17 protein-coding genes and 1 tRNA gene are annotated in these 17,368 nt (G+C 72.2%); 2 read left to right on the forward strand and 16 right to left on the reverse strand.

Annotation, left to right across the window (positions count from 1 at the left end):
• Window positions 1-106 precede the first annotated feature (106 nt).
• From ACFYW7_RS10170 to ACFYW7_RS10180, 3 genes are all read right to left on the reverse strand, one after another.
• On the reverse strand, window positions 107-853 hold the full coding sequence (locus ACFYW7_RS10170; RefSeq protein WP_389500060.1) for a cobalt-precorrin-6A reductase: 747 nt from the start codon (window positions 851-853) through the stop codon (window positions 107-109).
• A 176-nt stretch (window positions 854-1,029) separates the two neighbouring features.
• On the reverse strand, window positions 1,030-1,803 hold the full coding sequence (locus ACFYW7_RS10175; protein ID WP_389500062.1) for a sulfite exporter TauE/SafE family protein: 774 nt from the start codon (window positions 1,801-1,803) through the stop codon (window positions 1,030-1,032).
• A 263-nt stretch (window positions 1,804-2,066) separates the two neighbouring features.
• Window positions 2,067-3,254, reverse strand: a complete 1,188-nt coding sequence (locus ACFYW7_RS10180; RefSeq protein WP_389500064.1) for a thiolase family protein — start codon at window positions 3,252-3,254, stop codon at window positions 2,067-2,069.
• A gap of 324 nt (window positions 3,255-3,578) precedes the next feature.
• Here ACFYW7_RS10180 and ACFYW7_RS10185 point away from each other — a divergent pair, with 324 nt between their 5' ends.
• Window positions 3,579-3,932 (forward strand): DUF3140 domain-containing protein, encoded by a 354-nt coding sequence (locus ACFYW7_RS10185; protein ID WP_389500066.1) that lies wholly within the window; start codon window positions 3,579-3,581, stop codon window positions 3,930-3,932.
• A 147-nt stretch (window positions 3,933-4,079) separates the two neighbouring features.
• Window positions 4,080-4,892, forward strand: a complete 813-nt coding sequence (locus tag ACFYW7_RS10190) for an SAM-dependent methyltransferase (protein ID WP_389500068.1) — start codon at window positions 4,080-4,082, stop codon at window positions 4,890-4,892.
• Between the two features lie 46 nt (window positions 4,893-4,938).
• Here the strand turns inward: ACFYW7_RS10190 and ACFYW7_RS10195 are convergent, their stop codons facing one another.
• The 13 genes from ACFYW7_RS10195 to ACFYW7_RS10255 all read right to left on the reverse strand — a co-directional run bounded on the left by ACFYW7_RS10195 (window position 4,939) and on the right by ACFYW7_RS10255 (window position 17,225).
• Window positions 4,939-6,765, reverse strand: coding sequence for an ABC transporter ATP-binding protein (locus tag ACFYW7_RS10195; protein ID WP_389500070.1), 1,827 nt, complete (start codon window positions 6,763-6,765; stop codon window positions 4,939-4,941).
• A 410-nt stretch (window positions 6,766-7,175) separates the two neighbouring features.
• Window positions 7,176-7,249 (reverse strand) — tRNA-Pro (locus ACFYW7_RS10200).
• Between the two features lie 322 nt (window positions 7,250-7,571).
• Window positions 7,572-7,931 (reverse strand): MmcQ/YjbR family DNA-binding protein, encoded by a 360-nt coding sequence (locus ACFYW7_RS10205; RefSeq protein ID WP_389500073.1) that lies wholly within the window; start codon window positions 7,929-7,931, stop codon window positions 7,572-7,574.
• A 318-nt stretch (window positions 7,932-8,249) separates the two neighbouring features.
• Complete coding sequence (locus ACFYW7_RS10210) at window positions 8,250-8,786, reverse strand: GNAT family N-acetyltransferase (RefSeq protein ID WP_389500075.1); 537 nt, start codon at window positions 8,784-8,786, stop codon at window positions 8,250-8,252.
• Window positions 8,783-9,355, reverse strand: coding sequence for a helix-turn-helix domain-containing protein (locus ACFYW7_RS10215; protein ID WP_389500077.1), 573 nt, complete (start codon window positions 9,353-9,355; stop codon window positions 8,783-8,785). Before ACFYW7_RS10215 ends, ACFYW7_RS10210 begins: the two co-directional genes overlap by 4 nt.
• A 50-nt stretch (window positions 9,356-9,405) precedes the next feature.
• On the reverse strand, window positions 9,406-10,314 hold the full coding sequence (locus ACFYW7_RS10220) for a LysR family transcriptional regulator (RefSeq protein ID WP_389500079.1): 909 nt from the start codon (window positions 10,312-10,314) through the stop codon (window positions 9,406-9,408).
• Window positions 10,315-10,418: 104 nt separating this feature from the next.
• A complete protein-coding gene (locus tag ACFYW7_RS10225; protein WP_389500081.1) occupies window positions 10,419-11,612 on the reverse strand; it encodes a glycine C-acetyltransferase in 1,194 nt (397 codons plus the stop codon).
• A 19-nt stretch (window positions 11,613-11,631) separates the two neighbouring features.
• Window positions 11,632-12,660 (reverse strand): L-threonine 3-dehydrogenase, encoded by a 1,029-nt coding sequence (gene tdh, locus ACFYW7_RS10230; protein ID WP_389500084.1) that lies wholly within the window; start codon window positions 12,658-12,660, stop codon window positions 11,632-11,634.
• A gap of 385 nt (window positions 12,661-13,045) precedes the next feature.
• The gene (locus ACFYW7_RS10235; RefSeq protein ID WP_389500087.1) at window positions 13,046-13,633 is read right to left on the reverse strand and encodes a GAF domain-containing protein; all 588 of its coding nucleotides are present in this window, start codon (window positions 13,631-13,633) and stop codon (window positions 13,046-13,048) included.
• Window positions 13,630-14,229 (reverse strand): ATP/GTP-binding protein, encoded by a 600-nt coding sequence (locus tag ACFYW7_RS10240; RefSeq protein WP_389500089.1) that lies wholly within the window; start codon window positions 14,227-14,229, stop codon window positions 13,630-13,632. The genes ACFYW7_RS10235 and ACFYW7_RS10240 overlap by 4 nt, the downstream gene beginning before the upstream one ends.
• The gene (locus ACFYW7_RS10245; RefSeq protein WP_389500091.1) at window positions 14,207-14,578 is read right to left on the reverse strand and encodes a DUF742 domain-containing protein; all 372 of its coding nucleotides are present in this window, start codon (window positions 14,576-14,578) and stop codon (window positions 14,207-14,209) included. The genes ACFYW7_RS10240 and ACFYW7_RS10245 overlap by 23 nt, the downstream gene beginning before the upstream one ends.
• Window positions 14,575-15,009: a roadblock/LC7 domain-containing protein gene (locus ACFYW7_RS10250; protein WP_389500093.1), complete on the reverse strand. Its 435-nt coding sequence runs from the start codon at window positions 15,007-15,009 to the stop codon at window positions 14,575-14,577. The genes ACFYW7_RS10245 and ACFYW7_RS10250 overlap by 4 nt, the downstream gene beginning before the upstream one ends.
• 74 nt (window positions 15,010-15,083) lie before the next feature.
• Complete coding sequence (locus tag ACFYW7_RS10255) at window positions 15,084-17,225, reverse strand: ATP-binding protein (protein WP_389500095.1); 2,142 nt, start codon at window positions 17,223-17,225, stop codon at window positions 15,084-15,086.
• Window positions 17,226-17,368 lie beyond the last annotated feature (143 nt).

Consider the following 17,368-nt stretch of genomic DNA (forward strand, 5'->3'; position numbering starts at 1 on the left):
ACCGGCTTCGGCCACGACCGGTTGACCGGCCGCCGTCCCGCCCCGCCGCCCACGAACCGACGGACTCACCGGTTACGGGACCGCCGGGCGGCGGTCCGGGAACCGGTCATCGCGGAGTGAGCTCCAGCAGGGCCAGCGCCGAGGCGACGTCCGGTACCGCGCTCACGCCCTCCGGAAGGGGCGGGCGGCGTACGACGACCACGGGGAGCCCGAGCTCGCGGGCCGCGGTCAGTTTGGGAGCCGTCGCGGACCCGCCGCTGTCCTTGGTCACCAGGACGTCGGCACGGTGCTCGCGAAGGAGGTTCAGTTCGCCGTCCAGGGTGAAGGGGCCGCGCGCGAGCAGCACCTCGGTGTCCGCGGGCAGCGGCGGCTCGGGAGCCTCCACGGACCGTACGAGGAAATGGATCCGGGCGAGATCCGCGAAGGCCGCGAGGCCGAGTCGGCCGGTGGTGAGGAAGACGCGGCGGCCCAGTCCGGGCAGCAGCGCGGCGGCTTCGGCGAGGGAGGCCGCCGAATGCCAGCGGTCGCCCGGCACGGGGCACCAACCGGGACGGCGCAGCGTCACGACGGGGATGCCGGTCGCCACCGCGGCCCGCGCCGCGTTCGCCGTGATGCCGGCCGCGAAGGGGTGCGTCGCGTCGACCACGGCGTCGACCCGGTGCTCCCGCAGCCAGCGCGCGAGCCCGTCCGTCCCGCCGAACCCGCCGGTCCGTACGTCCCCGTCGAGCGCTCCCGGCCGGGACACCCGGCCCGCCAGCGACGTCGTCACCCGCACCCCGGGACGCGTGGCCAGGTCGGCGGCGAGCTCACGGGCTTCGGCGGTACCGCCGAGGAGAAGGACATGCGGGGACATGGACCGAGCGTACGGGCACGAAGTACGGGCCCGGGTACGGGTATGCGCCCGGGCGCGGGGTCGGGGACGGGTATGCGCACAGGCCCACGTACGGACAGGGTCTCGTGGGGGCACGGTCGCGGCCGGTCGGCGTCCGCGCGGCTCGGGCGTCGTCCGGGCCGCGCGGGGACGCGGGATCAGCGCAGCAGCAGCTGCGCTCCGCCCACCACCGTGGCCGCGATCACCAGTCGCTCGAAGAGCAGCTGGTTGATGTGGTTCACCGCCCATTTCCCGATGAGGGCGCCCGGCACGACGAAGGCGGCCAGGGCCGCGTCCAGCAGCAGCGAGTGGCCGTCGATCAGGCCGAGGCCGGCGCTGAAGGGCACCTTGGAGATGTTGACGATGAGGAAGAAGAAGGCCGAGGTACCGAGGAAGCCGAGCTTGCGGAAGCCCGCCGAGAGGAGGTACATCGACATCACCGGGCCGCCCGCGTTGGCGACCATCGTGGTGAAGCCGCCGAGCACACCGTAGGAGCGGGCCTTCACGCGGCCCGCGCGGGTCACGACGGAGTCGGGCTCGTCGTCCTGGACGGCGGCCCGGCGGCGCCACAGGGTGACCCCGGTCATCAGCAGCAGTGTCGCGCCGATCGAGGTGCGGACGACCTCGTCGTCGGCCCAGACCAGGAACACCGTGCCGAGGACGACACCGGCGGCGACGGCCGGGAACAGGCGCCAGAGCGTGGGCCAGTGGGCGTGGCGCCGGTAGGTGAGGACGGCGAGGACGTCGCCGACGATCAGGAGGGGCAGCAGGACGCCGGTCGAGGCGCGCGCGGGCAGTACGGCCGCGAAGATCGCCAGACTGACCGTGTTGGCGCCGCTGACAGCGGTCTTGGAGAAGCCGACGAGCAGAGCCGCGGCGGCGAGAGCGGTGAACTCCCAGGTAGATATGTGCCAGAGCGTCATCGTGTTCATGCGGGGGCCGATGCTACGCCCGACCGTCTGCGCGACTGGAGGGGGGCCCGCGAGGCCCCGGGGTCACCCCGGACACCGGATGGGCAGGCGCGCCTCCGGAGCGGACGGGGAGGGCGCGAACCGGCCGGATCGCGGACACGCGTGATGGCGTACGGCGATCCGTGGCACCCCCCTGCGGGGAACGCGGCCGGACGCCGGTGACACCGGAGTGGTGCATGCGTGCCGTCCTGGCCGGGGTGTCGCGCCGACACCCCGGCCAGGGCTCAGGCTCGCTCGACCAGGACCGCGCTGCCCTGGCCGACGCCGACGCACATCGTGGCCAGGCCGCGTCCGGCGCCGGTGCGGCGCATGCGGTGCAGCAGTGTGGTGAGGATGCGGGCGCCCGAGCAGCCGAGGGGGTGGCCCAGGGCGATGGCGCCGCCGGTCGGGTTGACGAGGTCCGGGTCGATGCCGAGGCGGTCCACGCAGGCGAGCGCCTGGGCGGCGAACGCCTCGTTGAACTCGGCCTCCTGGATGTCGCCGATGCTCCAGCCGACGCGTCCGAGCGCCTTCTGCGTGGCGGGCACGGGGCCGATGCCCATGACGTCGGGATCGACGCCGGCCGAGGCGCCCGCGACGTACCGGCCGAGCGACTCCAGCCCGAGTTCGTTCAGGACGTCCTCGCTGACCAGCAGCACTCCGGCGGCGCCGTCGTTCATCGGCGAGGCGTTGCCGGCGGTGACCGTGCCGCCGTCGCGGAACACCGGCTTGAGGCGGGCGAGCCTGTCGAGCGAGGTGTCCTCCCGCACGCATTCGTCCCGGTCGACGACCACGCCGTCAGGGCGCTCCACGGGGAGCAGTTCGGCGTCGAAGTACCCGTTCTTGCGGGCGTCGGCCGCGCGCTGGTGGCTGCGGAGCGCGAACGCGTCCTGGCGCTCGCGCGAGACGCCGTACCGCTCGGCGACCTCCTCGGCGGTCTCCCCCATCGACAGGACGCCGTGCAGCCCCTTCATCGCGGGGTTGACCAGCCGCCAGCCGAGGCGGGTGTCGACGGTCTCGATGCGGTGCGGCAGCGCCTCGTCCGGACGGGGCAGGACGAAGGGGGCCCGGCTCATCGACTCGGAGCCGCCGGCCAGCACGATCTCGGCCTCGCCGGAGGCGATGGCTCGGGCCGCCGTGGTGACGGCCTCGAGGCCGGAGGCGCAGAGCCGGTTGACGGTGGCGCCGGGCACGCTGTCGGGCAGTCCGGCGAGCAGCGCGGCCATCCGCGCGACGTTCCGGTTGTCCTCGCCCGCCTGGTTGGCAGCGCCCCAGTACACGTCGTCGACACGGGCCGGGTCGAGCGTGGGCACCTCGGCGATCAGCCCGCGGATGACGCCCGCGGCGAGATCGTCGGGCCGCACGGAGGACAGGGCCCCGCGCAGCTTGCCGATGGGGGTGCGGCGGGCGGCCGCGAAGTGGACGGGACGCACGGCAGGACTCCTGACGGACACCGGAAGGATGATGAGCGCAACCATTAATTAGCACTGCTAGTTTTCGACTATAGCCGCGTGCCGGACCCTTGGGAAGATCCTGCCGCGGCCGACGCTCACCCCACGATCCCCCGGCACCCGCCCGCCCGCACGGGCGCGCACCCGCACCGGAACGCTCCCGCGGTCGCTCCCCCACCCGCATCCGCACCACACCCACATGGAAGGGCGCAGCGCGGGCAGACGTGGGGACGGGGCGGCTCGGAGTGACCCTTCGCGCCACCTGGTCCCGAAACAGACCCACGGGAACACCGAAGGGGCACCACCATGACGGACGCAGTCGAACTCGACGCGCTGTGGGACGAGTTCCATCGCGTGGTGAACATGACCTCCCAGGAACTCGCGGCCTGGCTGCGCGTCGGCGAGGCCGGAGAACAGAGCGGACCGCCGCCGGGTGCGGCGGGTCAGCCGACCGGCCTGCACGTGCTCGAACTCCTGCGGAAGCGGCGCGCGGATCTCACCGACGACGACATCCGGACCATGTACGAGGTGGTGGACATCGTCTCCGCCGAGGAGGACGGGGAGAACGGGGACGGTGGGCCGGGGGCCGGAACCGGGGACGCCCGGTTGCGCCATCGCCTCATGACGCTGGGCCACGACCCGCTGAAGCCGGCCCGCTGAGCCCCTTCCGCGACCACCGCGGGCGCCGGATGGCCGAGGATCGACGGCCACGGGCCCCGCGCCCCGCGCGGATGGCACACTGCTCGGGCACCCCGCCGAACACCGACTGACGGGGTGAACAGGCCCAGTGGAGCAGGGAGTTGGCGTATGACGGGGACGGAGTCCACCGCGAGCCGGATCGACACCAGCAGGCCACATCCTGCCCGCGTGTACGACTGGTACCTGGGCGGCAAGGACAACTACCCGGTCGACGAACGTCTCGGGCAGCAGATCACCGCGCTCGATCCCGGCGCCAAGCGCGCCGCGCTCAGCAACCGCTGGTTCATGCAGCGGACCACCCGCCGGCTGGTCCGTACGACGGGAATCCGCCAGTTCCTCGACATCGGCACCGGCATTCCCACCGAGCCCAACCTCCACCAGATCGCGCAGATCACGGCTCCCGACGCGCGAGTGGTGTACGTCGACAACGACCCGATCGTCCTCGCCCACGCCGAGGCACTGCTGCGCGGCACTCCCGAGGGTGTGACGCGGTACATCCAGGCGGACGTGCACGAGCCGCGGAAGATCCTCGACGAGGCCGCACGCCTGCTGGACCTCGACCGCCCCGTGGCCCTGTCGTTGATCGCACTCATGCACTTCATCGCCGACGGGTCCGGCGCGTACGAACTGGTGGAGACCCTGGTGGACGCGCTGGCACCGGGCAGTTGTCTCACGCTGTCCGCGATGACGGCCGACTTCGAGCCGGAGAACGTGCGGCGGGGCATCGAGGCGTACGCGCGTGGCGGGGTGACCCTGGTCGGCCGCTCGCACGCCGAAGTGGGCCGCTTCTTCGAGGGACTCGACCTGGTCGAGCCGGGCGTCGTCTCCGTGAAGGACTGGCACCCCGAACTCGCCGAGGGCGAGACCCCGATCGGCGACGAGCCGGTGTCCCTGTACGGCGGGGTCGGCTTCAAACGGTAGGGAGCGCCCGCGCCCCGAAACCGCCGGCCCGCCCCCGGCGGTTTCGTCAGTGCCGGTCGGAGCGCTGGTCGGCCGGTACCGGGCTGTCGTCGATGAAGCCGCCCGACTGGTGCCGCCACAGCTTCGCGTAGGCGCCCTCCGACGCGAGCAACTCCTGGTGGGTGCCCTGTTCGACGATCCGTCCGCGGTCGAGCACGACGAGCCGGTCCATGGTGGCGACCGTGCTCAGCCGGTGCGCCACCACGAGCGCCGTGCGCTTCTCCATGAGCCCCCACAGCGCCTCCTGGACGAGGAGCTCGCTCTCCGAGTCCAGGGCGCTGGTCGCCTCGTCGAGCAGCAGGATCGGCGCGTCGCGCAGGATCGCGCGGGCGAGGGCGACCCGCTGGCGCTGGCCGCCGGACAGCTTGATGCCGCGCTCTCCGACCATGGTGGCGAATCCGTCCGGCAGCGCGTCGGCGAACTCCGTGACGTGCGCCGCCTCGGCCGCGCGGCGGATCTCGGCGTCGGTGGCGTCCGGCCGGGCGAAGGCGATGTTGTCCCGCAGGGTGCGGTGGAACATCGCCGGGTCCTGCGGGACGTAGGCGATCAGGCTGCGCAGGTCGGCCTGGCGCAGCTTGCTGATGTCCTGGCCGCCGATCAGGATGCGGCCGTCGTCGATGTCCGTCATCCGCAGCAGCAGCCGGGTGAGGGTGGTCTTGCCCCCTCCGGACCGGCCGACCAGACCGATCTTCGCCCCGCTGGGCACCGCCAGTTCGAGTCCCGTGAACAGCGGCTTCGCGCCCCCGTGGGTGAAGGTCACCCGCTCGAAGCGGACGTCGGCGGCGCGGGGCAGCAGCGGCTCGGGGGCGACCGGGTCGAGCACGGTCGGCGGCGTCAGCAGCAGTTCGGTGAACTGGGCGGCCTCCGTCATGGAGCTCTCCAGACGGCGGTAGATCTGATTGAACTCGAACATGATGCGCGTCGCGTTGGCGTAGTAGGTGAAGGCGACCACGATCGCCTCCACGCCGTGCCCGCCCCCGCCGAGGGCGACCGCGAGCAGCAGGCCGAGCGCGTTGGTGAGCACGGACATCGGCGCGACGAACGTGTCGATGCGCAGGTTGCCGTAGTCCCACGACCGCAGGGTGAGCCGCCGCGAGGCCGCGACGCGGGAACGGTGCTCGGCCGCCTCGCGCTCCTCGGCGGCGAAGGCCCGGACGGTGTCCATGTTCATCAGGCTGTCGGCGACGTGCCCCGAGACCCGGGCGATCGCCTCCTCCCGCTGTTCGACCAGTGCCTGCCGGCGGCGGATCAGGGGAACCACGCACAGTCCCGTCACGGCGATCATCACCAGGAGTCCGACGACGAGGAGCGGTTCGTAGCGCCACAGCACCACCGACCCGAACACCAGCGGCACCAGGCTTCCGACGACCTGGAACGTCATCGTGTCGACGAATTCCTCGAAGCGGGAGGCGAAGCTCAGCACCCTCTTGGTCAGCGATCCGGCGAAGTTGTCGTGGAAGAACGAGGCGTCCTTGGCGAACAGTTCGTCCATGCCGATCACGTACAACTGCTCGATGCCCAGGGCGTCCAGACGGTTCAGGCAGTGCAGTCCGAGGCGCCAGCAGGCCTCCGCGAGCAGCAGGACCCCGCCGAAGGCGAGGACATAGGGCAGCGCGGCGGTGACGGAGACGCCGCCGTCGCCCGCGATGCGGCCGACGAGCTTCGCGACGATGAGCGGCGCGATGTAGCCGATGCCGATGTTGCCCAGCGCGGGCATCAGCATGGCAGGGAGGGTCAGCCGTCGAAGGCGCCCCAACTCCCTTCCGTAGTAACGAAGTGCGAGGAGCACCGAGCCCTTGCCCGGTAAGGTCTTGCGCGTTTCAGGAGATGCCATCACAGCCCTGTGTCGTCGTACGGCGGCCCGTCACGCGCCCGCGCGGCGGGATGCCGTTGCCTTGGTGTCCGTACCGAGCTGTCGTTCGCGTGGCGGTTGAAGTGACCGCCGGGACGCCTCGAGCACGGGCCGTGAGCGATCGGCCCGCCCGGGCCCTCCCACGGCCGGACGGAGCGCGGCACCAGGGTCCTCGCGCGTTTCACGAAGACGTCGATATCCGCATATGGGCAGGCCAGGAGTTCCAGTCTCCCGTGACGGCACCCACGCGGTCCAAGCGTTTTTCTCGGCCATCGGGAAACGCCGGACACCTGTACGGCCTCGGCCGGGGGAACCGTACGGACCGGCCGGATACGACAGAGGCCGTTTCCTCGATGATGAGAAAACGGCCTCTGGACCACGACTCAAAAGAGTCGGGACGACAGGATTTGAACCTGCGACCCCTTGACCCCCAGTCAAGTGCGCTACCAAGCTGCGCCACGTCCCGTTGCCCGTCTGACCTGGGGTTTCCCCTGGCTGGACGTGCACGGAAACAATACCGCACTCACGCCGGTGGTCGCGCACCCGTTATCGGCGGGGCGCTCGCGCGGACCCGTCCGCAACGCGCGAAGGGGGCGGTCGACGGCGCCCGATCCGGCCGCTCCTCGCCCGGCGGATCCTCGCCCGCCGACGTCCTGGTCGTCCCGCGCCCACCCCTCCCCTGCCACGGCCCCGCCGCTCCCCCACGGCTCCCCCGTAAAGCCGCCCGTCCCGCTCCCCGCTCGCGATTTCGGATCATGCAACGGGACCTCGGCGGTGCCGCGGCCGTTTCAGTCGGCGGACGGCAGCCCCAGCTCGGGATGGAAGTCGATCAAACGGGGCGGGGCCGCCTGGCGCCAGGAGTCGGCGAGGATGTCGCGGAGTTCGTCGTCGCCCTCCAAGGCGGAGAGCCGCGCCCGGACCCAGGCGAAACCGGCCTCGTGGTCGGCGACCCAGAACTTCTCCGGCTCGGCCAGGACCAGTTCGTCGCGCTCCTCCTTGGGGCAGCGCACGGCGATGGAGGTCTCCGCCTCGGGCAACGTGGCGAACATCTTTCCCGCCACCCGGAAGGTGGGCATGCTCCAGGCGGTCTTCTCCGATGTGTCCGGCAGGGAGAGGGCGATACGGCGTACGTCTTCGGCATCCGGCATGAGACGCACGGTAGCCAATGGCACTGACATCGACGCGTCGAAGCACGACGTCAGCGGCCCGCTCGCGGCGCCCGAAGCGACACCGGAGGACCCTCGCCTGGACGGGAGCGGGCAGGCGCCGTCAGCCTCGGCCGCGCGGCCTCGACGCCGGCGTTCCGCTCGATCCGGGCCGACCGCTGTCCGCCGCCTGTCACCACCGGCCGCCGCCGATCACCACCGGTCGCTATCGGCCGCCACCGGTCGCTATCGGCCGTCACGGGTCGGGCCGTGCGGCCCCGCGCAGGACCAGGTGACCGCGCGCCGCCCGGTCCAGGCGCCTCACGCGTCGCCCGCCGGCACTCCCAACCGCTTGTAGAAGATCGTCGTGGGGCACAGCTCGCCCGAGGGCGTCGCCGCGTAGTCGGGGATCGCCCCGAGCCGGGTCCAGCCCGCCGAGAGGTAGAGCGACTCGGCGGGGCTGCCGGTCTCCGTGTCCAGGTGGAGGAGGGTGACCCCCGCCGCGGCGGCCGCGGCCTCAGCGGCGGCGAGGAGCGTACGGCCGAGGCCCTGTCCCCGGGCGTCCCGGTGCACCATCAGCTTCACGAGTTCGGCGCGGTGACGGCTGTTGGGCTTGTCCGGGAACACCAGGCCGACGGTGCCGAGCGGCCGGTCCTCCTCCTGGGCCACCCAGACCGCGAGGCGCCCCGCCGAGACCGCCTCCACGCGCTCGCGCCAGAAGGCGACCGCCGCCGCGCGATCGAAGGGGGCCAGGAATCCGACGGAGGCCCCGCCCTCCACCGTGTCGACGAGCAGGTCCGCCAACGCGCCCACGCTGTCCTTGAGTTGCTGTGCCCCCAAGCGGGCGACGGCGGTCACGGCAGCACCACCACCAGCGCGTACCGCGCGTCCTCGGGGCCGGGGCAGCGAAAGCGCGTCGGTCCCCACACCCGCAACCGGAGGCAGTCACCCGCCGCGAGGCGATGCTCGACGTCCTGCGCGGTCACGTCCAGGACTCCGTCGAGGACCCAGATGTGCTGTTCCAGACCGGGTATGGGAGGCCTGTCGTACGCGATGTCCGCGCCCGCGGCGAGCCGCCCCTCGACCAGTTCGCCACGGAGCCCCGGATGCGGTGGCGACACCGACCGCCGCACGAACCCGGAAGCCGTGTCCGTCCAGATCGCCTGGTCGGCGGCGCGCACCAGCGGTGCCGGCTCCCCCTCCACCTCGCTGAGCAGCCGCGACATGGTCCGCCCGTAGACATGGCAGAGACGGTTCAGGAGCGAGGCCGTGGGGCTGATCTCCGCGCGCTCGGCTCGGGAGAGGGTCGACCGGGCGATCCCGCTGCGTTCCGCCAACTCCCCCAGGGTCCAGCCTCGTTCGGCCCTCAGTTCGGCCAGTCGCGCCCCGAGCCGGGCATCGATCGCCGCATCAACATCAATTCCCATATTCGGGATGCTATCCCAGATGCGGGAACCGAGGTCGTGCGCCGTCCGGCTCAGTCCTCCGTCGCCGCGCGCGCCAGGGCGTCCAGGACGGGCCGGATCAGGGGATGGCCCTCCGCGCCCCGACGTACGGCGGCGAAGACGCGGCGGGTGGGAGCGACGCCGTCGACCGGGCGGACGACCACCACTCCGGCGAGTTCCATGCCGCGCAGCGCCGAGCGGGGCACCAGGGCCACGCCCGCGTCGGCGGAGGCGAGGGCGACGACGGCGCGGAAGTCGTCCGAGGAGTGTTCGAGGCGTGGCTGGAACCCGGCGTTCTCGCAGGCCAGGACGACCACGTCGTGACAGGGATTGCCCGGGTACGGGCCGATCCACGGGTCCTTCGCCAGTTCGGCGAGCGGCACCTCCTCGGCGTCGGCCAGGCGGTGGGTGACGGGGACGACCGCGTCGAAGGGCTCGGCGTAGAGCGGGACGTGCGTCAGCCGCGGGTCGTCCGCGTCCGGGGCGCCCCGGTACTCGACGGCCACCGCGATGTCGACCTGCCGGTCGAGCACCATCAGCAGGCTGGCGTCGCCCTCGGCGTCCTGGACGCGGACGCGGATGCCGGGCGCCACGACGGCGAGACGGGCGAGCGCGGGGGCCACGACGAGGCCGATGCCGGTCGCGAAGGAGGCCACGGTGACCGTACCGGCGGAGCCCGCGCTGTAGGCGGCCAACTCGGCCTCCGCTCGCTCCAGTTGGGCGAGGACGGCGTTGGTGTGGCCGAGCAGGATCTCACCCGCGGGCGTCAGCCGTACGCCCTTGGCGCCGCGCTCGACGAGCCGGTGGCCCGTCTCCTGCTCCAGCGCGGTCAGCTGCTGTGAGACCGCGGAGGGAGTGAGGTAGAGCGCGGCGGCCGCCGCCGTCACCGTGCGGTGGTCGGCCACCGCACGAAGGATGTGGAGCCGCCGCGCTTCGATCATGCGACCGATTCTCTCAGGTCACACACCGTTTTCGGCCATCAGACCGCTCGGCGCCCCCGGCTCCGCACCCCTGGCGCCCAGGGGTGCGGAGCCGGCGACGGACGCTAGGCGTCGAGTTCCGCACGTGCCGCCACGAAGGCGTCCACGGCCCGGTTCACGTCCTCGGTGGAGTGGCCCGCGGACAGCTGGACGCGGATACGGGCCTTGCCCTGCGGAACGACCGGGTAGGAGAAGCCGATCACGTACACACCTCGCTCCAGGAGCAGCTCCGCCATGCGGCCGGCGACGGACGCGTCGCCGATCATGACGGGGGCGATCGCGTGGTCGCCGGGGAGGATGTCGAAGCCCTCCGCGGTCATCCGGGAGCGGAACAGCGCGGTGTTCTCCGCCAGCCGCACGCGCAGCTCGTCGGCGGACTCCAGCAGGTCGATGACCTTCAGGGAGGCCGCGGCGATCACCGGGGCGAGCGTGTTCGAGAACAGGTACGGACGGGACCGCTGGCGCAGCAGGGCGACGATCTCGGCCCGGGCGGCGACGTAGCCGCCGGAGGCGCCGCCGAGCGCCTTGCCGAGGGTGCCGGTGATGATGTCCACGCGGTCCATGACGCCGTGCAGCTCGGGGGTGCCACGGCCGCCGGGGCCCACGAAGCCCACGGCGTGCGAGTCGTCGACCATGACCATCGCGTCGTAGCGGTCCGCGAGGTCGCAGATCTCCTTCAGCGGAGCGACGTAGCCGTCCATGGAGAAGACGCCGTCGGTGACGATCAGGCGGCGGCGCGCGTCGGAGGCGTCCTTGAGCTGGGCCTCCAGGTCGGCCATGTCGCGGTTGGCGTACCGGAAGCGGCGCGCCTTGGACAGCCGGATGCCGTCGATGATCGAGGCGTGGTTGAGGGCGTCGGAGATGACGGCGTCCTCGGCGCCGAGGAGGGTCTCGAAGACTCCGCCGTTGGCGTCGAAGCAGGAGGAGTAGAGGATCGTGTCCTCCTGGCCGAGGAACGAGGACAGCCGCGCCTCCAGTTCCTTGTGCACCTCCTGCGTACCGCAGATGAAGCGCACGGAGGCCATGCCGTAGCCCCAGCGGTCGAGCGCTTCGTGAGCGGCGGCGACGACCTCGGGGTGGTCGGCGAGGCCGAGGTAGTTGTTGGCGCAGAAGTTGAGCACCTCGCCGGGGCGGCCGCCCGAGGTGACGCTCACGGTCGCGGACTGCGGGGTGCCGATCACGCGCTCGGGCTTGTGCAGTCCGGCGGCGCGGATCTCGTCGAGGGTGGTGCGCAGATCGTCGCGTACGGAATCGAACATCATCAGTTCCTTCGGGTCCTCAGAGCGTCCAGTCGAGAATGACCTTGCCGCCGCGACCGCTGGCCGCGTCGGCGAATGCTTCCTCGTAGTCACGGAATCCGTACCGGCCGGTGATCACGGGGTGGAGGTCGAGCCCGCCCTCCAGGAGCACCGACATCGCGTACCACGTCTCGAACATCTCGCGGCCGTAGATGCCCTTGATGGTGATCATGGACGTGACGATCCGGGACCAGTCGACCGGGAACTCCTGGGCCGGCAGGCCCAGCATCGCGATGCGCCCGCCGTGCGTCATGTTGGCGATCATGTCGCGCATCGCCTCGGGGCGGCCGGACATCTCCAGGCCGACGTCGAAGCCCTCGCGCAGGCCGAGCGTGCGCTGCCCGTCGGCGATCGTCGAGCCCGCGACGTTGATGGCGAGGCTGACGCCGATCTTGCGGGCCAGCTCCAGGCGCTCCTCGCTGACGTCGGTGATGACGACGTTGCGGGCGCCGGCGTGACGCGCCACCGCGGCGGCCATCAGGCCGATGGGGCCCGCGCCGGTGATCAGGACGTCCTCGCCCACCAGCGGGAAGGACAGCGCGGTGTGCACGGCGTTGCCGAACGGGTCGAAGATCGCGGCGACGTCGAGGTCGACCTGGACGCGGTGCACCCACACGTTCGCGGCGGGCAGCACGACGTACTCGGCGAACGCTCCGTCGCGGCCGACGCCGAGGCCGACGGTGGCGCGGCAGAGGTGTCGCCGGCCGGCGAGACAGTTGCGGCACTTGCCGCAGACCAGGTGGCCCTCGCCGCTGACCCGGTCGCCGACGCCGATGTCCGCGACGTCGCGGCCGGTCTCGACGACCTCGCCGACGAACTCGTGCCCGAGGATCAGCGGTGTCTTGACGGCCTGCTGCGCCCAGCCGTCCCAGTTGCGGATGTGCAGGTCGGTGCCGCAGATCCCGGTCCTGAGGACCTTGATCAGTACGTCTCCGGGGCCGGTCTGCGGCTCCGGGACGTCTGTCAGCCAGAGCCCGGGCTCCGCCTTCTCCTTGACCAAGGCCTTCACGCGACGGCTCCTGTGGGTGAGGTCCCGGGAAGAGGCACGCCGAAGGAGGCCCGTACCGGGGAGAGGGGTGAATTCCCTCAGAAATCTGCCGTACGAAGGTGCCCCCGGTCCATCGAGGATTTCTTAAGCGCGGCCCCAGCTTTCCTTCACACCCCCGGTCTCCCGCCCCTCCCGGTACTCGGATGTCCCTGCGCCGGAGTAGCCCGTTGGAGGGACGGCGGTGCCGGACGCGACCACGGGGAGCGGGTGGCCGCCGGGCGATACCGGTGGCGGCGGCGCGGCGACGCACGGCTGCTCATGGAAAGGCATGAATGGGCACAGATGGACACAGATGGGTACGGACGGTAAGGGTCGATGCGCCGGTTCCCCCGTGTCCCGGCGCTCGTCAGGGTCCCTGGACCCCTTCCCGTCGTTCGAGGCGCTCGACCAGCTCGGCCGCCATCGACTTGATGGTCTCCAGGCCCGCCCTTCCCCATGGGCGCGGCTCGATGTCCACGACGCAGATCGTGCCGAGGGCGATGCCGGTGCGGTCGATCAGCGGGGCGCCGAGGTAGGAGCGGACCCCGATCTCGTCGACCACCGGATTCCCGGCGAAACGCGGGTAGTCGCAGACGTCCTCCAGGACGAGCGCCTTACGGCGCACCACCACGTGGGGGCAGAAGCCGTGGTCCCGGGCCATGTAGCGGCGCACGTCGAGGTCGCTCCCCTCCGCGGTGGCGGCGAGGGCGGCCCCTTTGGCGCCACCGTCCGGGGTGTGCAGGCCCGCGAAGAACTGCCGCTTCTCGTCGATGAAGTTGACCATCGAGTACGGCGCGGCGGCGACCTCCGCGAGGCGGTCCGCGAACGCGTCGAAGGCGGGCTCGGCGCGCTCCCCCAGCCCCAGCCGGCGCAGCCGGCGAACCCGCGCCGGAGCGTCCCGGTCCTCGGGCGTGAGCAGCAGACGACCGGCCGGCCGCGGCAGGTCATAACTCATGTACGGGCTCCGTGGATCGGGGACTGGACGGGCGCGTGGGCGAGGAGGTGGCGGACCAGGGTGAGCAGGGTCTGCACTCCCGAGCTGGAGATCCGGGCGTCGCAGCACACGACGGGGATCGCGGGGTCGAGGTCGAGGGCCGCGCGCACCTCGGCCGGGTCGTAGCGGTACGAGCCGTCGAACTCGTTGACCGCGACGATGAATCCGAGGCCGCGTTGTTCGAAGAAGTCGACGGCCGCGAAGCAGTCCTCCAGGCGGCGCGTGTCGGCGAGGACGACCGCGCCGAGCGCGCCCTCGGAGAGCTCGTCCCACATGAACCAGAACCGCTCCTGCCCGGGGGTGCCGAACAGATAGAGCACGTGTTCCGGATCGAGGGTTATCCGTCCGAAGTCCATCGCGACGGTCGTCTCGACCTTGTTCTCGATGCCGTCGAGTCGGTCGGTCGCGGCGCTGACCGTGGTGAGCAGTTCCTCCGTGCTCAGTGGCGCGATCTCGCTCACCGCGCCGACCAAGGTCGTCTTGCCGACCCCGAATCCGCCCGCCACCAAGATCTTCAGTGCGGTCGGGAAGAGGTCAGAGTTGTCGTCGTAGTCCATCGAGCACTGCCTCCAGAAGAGACCGGTCAGTGGGGTTGTGGTGGAACTCCGGGGGCTTCGTGGTGAGCGCCCCGCAGTCGACGAGGTCGGACAGCAGCACCTTGGTGACCGCCGCCGGCAGCTTCAGGTGGGCGGCGATCTCCGCGACCGAGACCGGCGCCCGGCAGCGTTCGAGTGCCTGGCTGTGCTCGGGTCCGAAGTAGCCGAGAGGTGTGGCTCCGGTGGCCATGACCTGGGACAGGAGGTCGAGCGAGGTCGTCGGCCGGGTCCGGCCGTCGCTGACGGTGTAGGGGCGCACCAGGCGTCCCGCCGCGTCGTCGAGCCAGGGCCCGTCGCCGGCCACGTTCACGACCTCATCGCGGGCGGTTCGACGGCGTGCTGCCGGGGTGCGGTGATCAGGTAGGGCCGGACGCTCTTGACCAGCATGGCCATCTCGTAGCCGAGCACGGCGGCGTCGGCCTCGCGGCCCGCGAGCACGGCGAGACAGGTGCCGGAGCCCGCCGTGGAGACGAAGAGCAGGGTCGAGTCGAGTTCGACCACGACCTGGCGCACGTCTCCGCCGTCCCCGAAGCGCGCGCCCGCGCTGCGCCCGAGGGAGTAGAGCCCGGAGGCCAGCGCCGCCATGTGGTCGGCGCTGTCCGTGTCGAGGCCGTGGACCGACTTGACGAGTCCGTCGCAGGAGAGCAGCACGGCACTCCTGGTGTGCGGTACGCGCTGGACGAGGCCGCTCATCAGCCAGTCGAGATCGGATACGTGGCCGGTCGGCGCATCGCTCGCCATGGGGGATCGACTCCTTGAGGTACGAAGGTCCGCGGGAGCGGCGTGGGTGGGGGTGGGGGTGGGGGTGGGGGTGGTCATCCGGCCGGTGGGCTCCCGTCGTGCCGGGTGGTGCTGTCGTGTCCGGACGCGGAGTCCCGCGTCCCGTGCGCCGCGGGCGCGTGCGTGGTGCCCGCCTCGCGCCGGTACGCCGTCGGCGTGTCGTGGTTCAGGGGTACGTCCATGGGGTCGCCGTCCCCGAGAGCGGTGCCGGTGGCGGACGACTCATCGTGGGCCGTGGGCAGACCGTCCGGGCGGGCCGCGTCCGGGCGGGCGGCCTCCTGGCGGGCTCCTTCCCGGCGTGGCATCGCCGACGGCGGCAGTTCCAGCCGCGGCTGTTCCCGGTGGGCCCGGTCCGGGAACGCCTCCGGGGCGGGCGCGATGTCCGTCGGGGCGGCTCGCCGGGGAACCTCGTCCCGGCCCGGGGTCTCGGCGTGGACGGCTTCCGCGAGCCCGATCCCGCGCTGGAAGGCCGCCATGAGTCCCGGATCGTGCCCGACGACGTACTCCGTCTCCTGCCGTGGGGCGGGCCCCTCGCGCAACTGGGGAACGAGGTGTTCCTGGGCTCGCCGCTTGGGCAGGTGCGGCCGGCCCATGGTGCCGCGGACCGCGCCGACGCGTGGGATGGGCGGCATGACCGCGTTCTCGGCGGCGGTGAGCCGGTCCTCGGGGCGGATTCCGGGTACGGCCTCGGCCGGATTGGACCGCTCCGCGCGGGCTCCGCGCACCGGGAGCGGAGGACCGCCGTGTCCGGGGGCCGGTGTGCCCCGCGCGGCACCGGAGTGTTCCCGCTCCCCTCGGGCCGGCTCGCGCTGCGACTGGCGCGGCAGAGGGGGGACCGCGCGGCCCGCCGTAGCGGCCGGAGCCCCGTTCGGCGCGGACCGCGCGGTCCCGGGCTCCAGGGACGGCCGCTGTCCCGCGCCCGGCTCCCGCGGTGGCCCCTGGGCCGCTCCCCCGTCCGCGAGAGCGCCCGGCCTCGCACCCAGCAGCTCCTGCGGGACCACGAGTACGGCCTGGACCCCGCCGTAGATGTTGCCCTGGAGCCGTACATGGATGCTGTGCCGGCGGGCGAGCTGCGAGACGACGAACAGGCCGATGCGCCCGTCCTGGAGGAGGCTGGCGACGTTGACCTGGTCGGGGTCGGTGAGCAGGGCGTTCATCCTGGCCTGTTCCTCGGGCTGCATGCCGAGTCCGCGGTCCTCCACCTCGATGGCCAGTCCCGAGGTGACGAGGTTGACCCGCAGCAGCACCTGGGTGTGCGGGGCGGAGAACACCGTGGCGTTCTCGACGAGTTCGGCGAGCAGGTGGATGACGTCGGCGACCGCGTGACCGCGCAGGGTGCCTTCGATCGGGGGCACCAGCTTGACCCGCGAGTACTGCTCGACCTCGGCGATGGCGGAGCGCAGCACCTCGGTCATGGAGACGGGGTTGCTCCACTGGCGGCGCGAGACGGCACCGCCGAGCACGGCCAGGTTCTCGGCGTGGCGTCGGATGCGGGTGGCGAGGTGATCGACGTGGAAGAGGCCCTTGAGGAGGTCCGGGTCCTCGATCTCGTTCTCCAGCTCGTCGAGGATGGAGATCTCGCGGTGCACGAGGGACTGCAGCCGCCGGGCCAGGTTGACGAAGACCTCGACCTTCTGTTCGCTGCCCGCGTGGCTGGACAGCTGCGCGGCCTGCACGACGGCCGCGACGGCTCCGTCGTGGGCGCGGGAGATGTCCGCGGCGAGCAGTTCGAAGTCGTCGGCGTCCTCGGGAGGCCGGCGGCGCGTCTTGCGCGCGGGCGGGTTCTCGCCCCGGCGCAGGCCCTCGACGACGGCGCGCAGGTCGGCCTCGGTACGGGCGCTGGAGCGGCGCAGGGCTCCTATGCGCTCCCGTACGGACGTGGCGGCGCGGTCGGCGGCCACGGCGGCGATCAGGATTCCGGCCATCGCCACGCCCACCGCACCGGCGAGGACGGCCCACAGGGTGAGGCCGGGCCGGGCGCCGGTGGAGCGGACGGTGAACAGTACGGCGGCGCAGGCGCTGAGGGCCACCGCGGTCGGCGGCAGCACCGCGAGGCGCAGCAGCTGGGGCCGCAGGTGCGTCTCGGGCAGCGAGGAGGTGGCACGGGCGGCCGGTCGTCCGTGCCGCCCGCCCTCCCGGCGGTCTGCGCGTGCGGCCGGTGCGCGAAGGTGAGACATCGGCGTCCTCGTACTGGATGCGTCGGGGGCACGGGGCTCCCGCGGTTCCGCGCGACTCGGGCTTGTGCCATCGCGGTGCCGGTCGGCAGAGCCGAAAAAAACGGCCCTGCGTCGCCCGACGGCAACTGACAGTAGTCGCCAAC

It is taken from the genome of Streptomyces sp. NPDC002580 (genome assembly GCF_042889485.1).
Classification (GTDB): Bacteria; Actinomycetota; Actinomycetes; order Streptomycetales; family Streptomycetaceae; genus Streptomyces.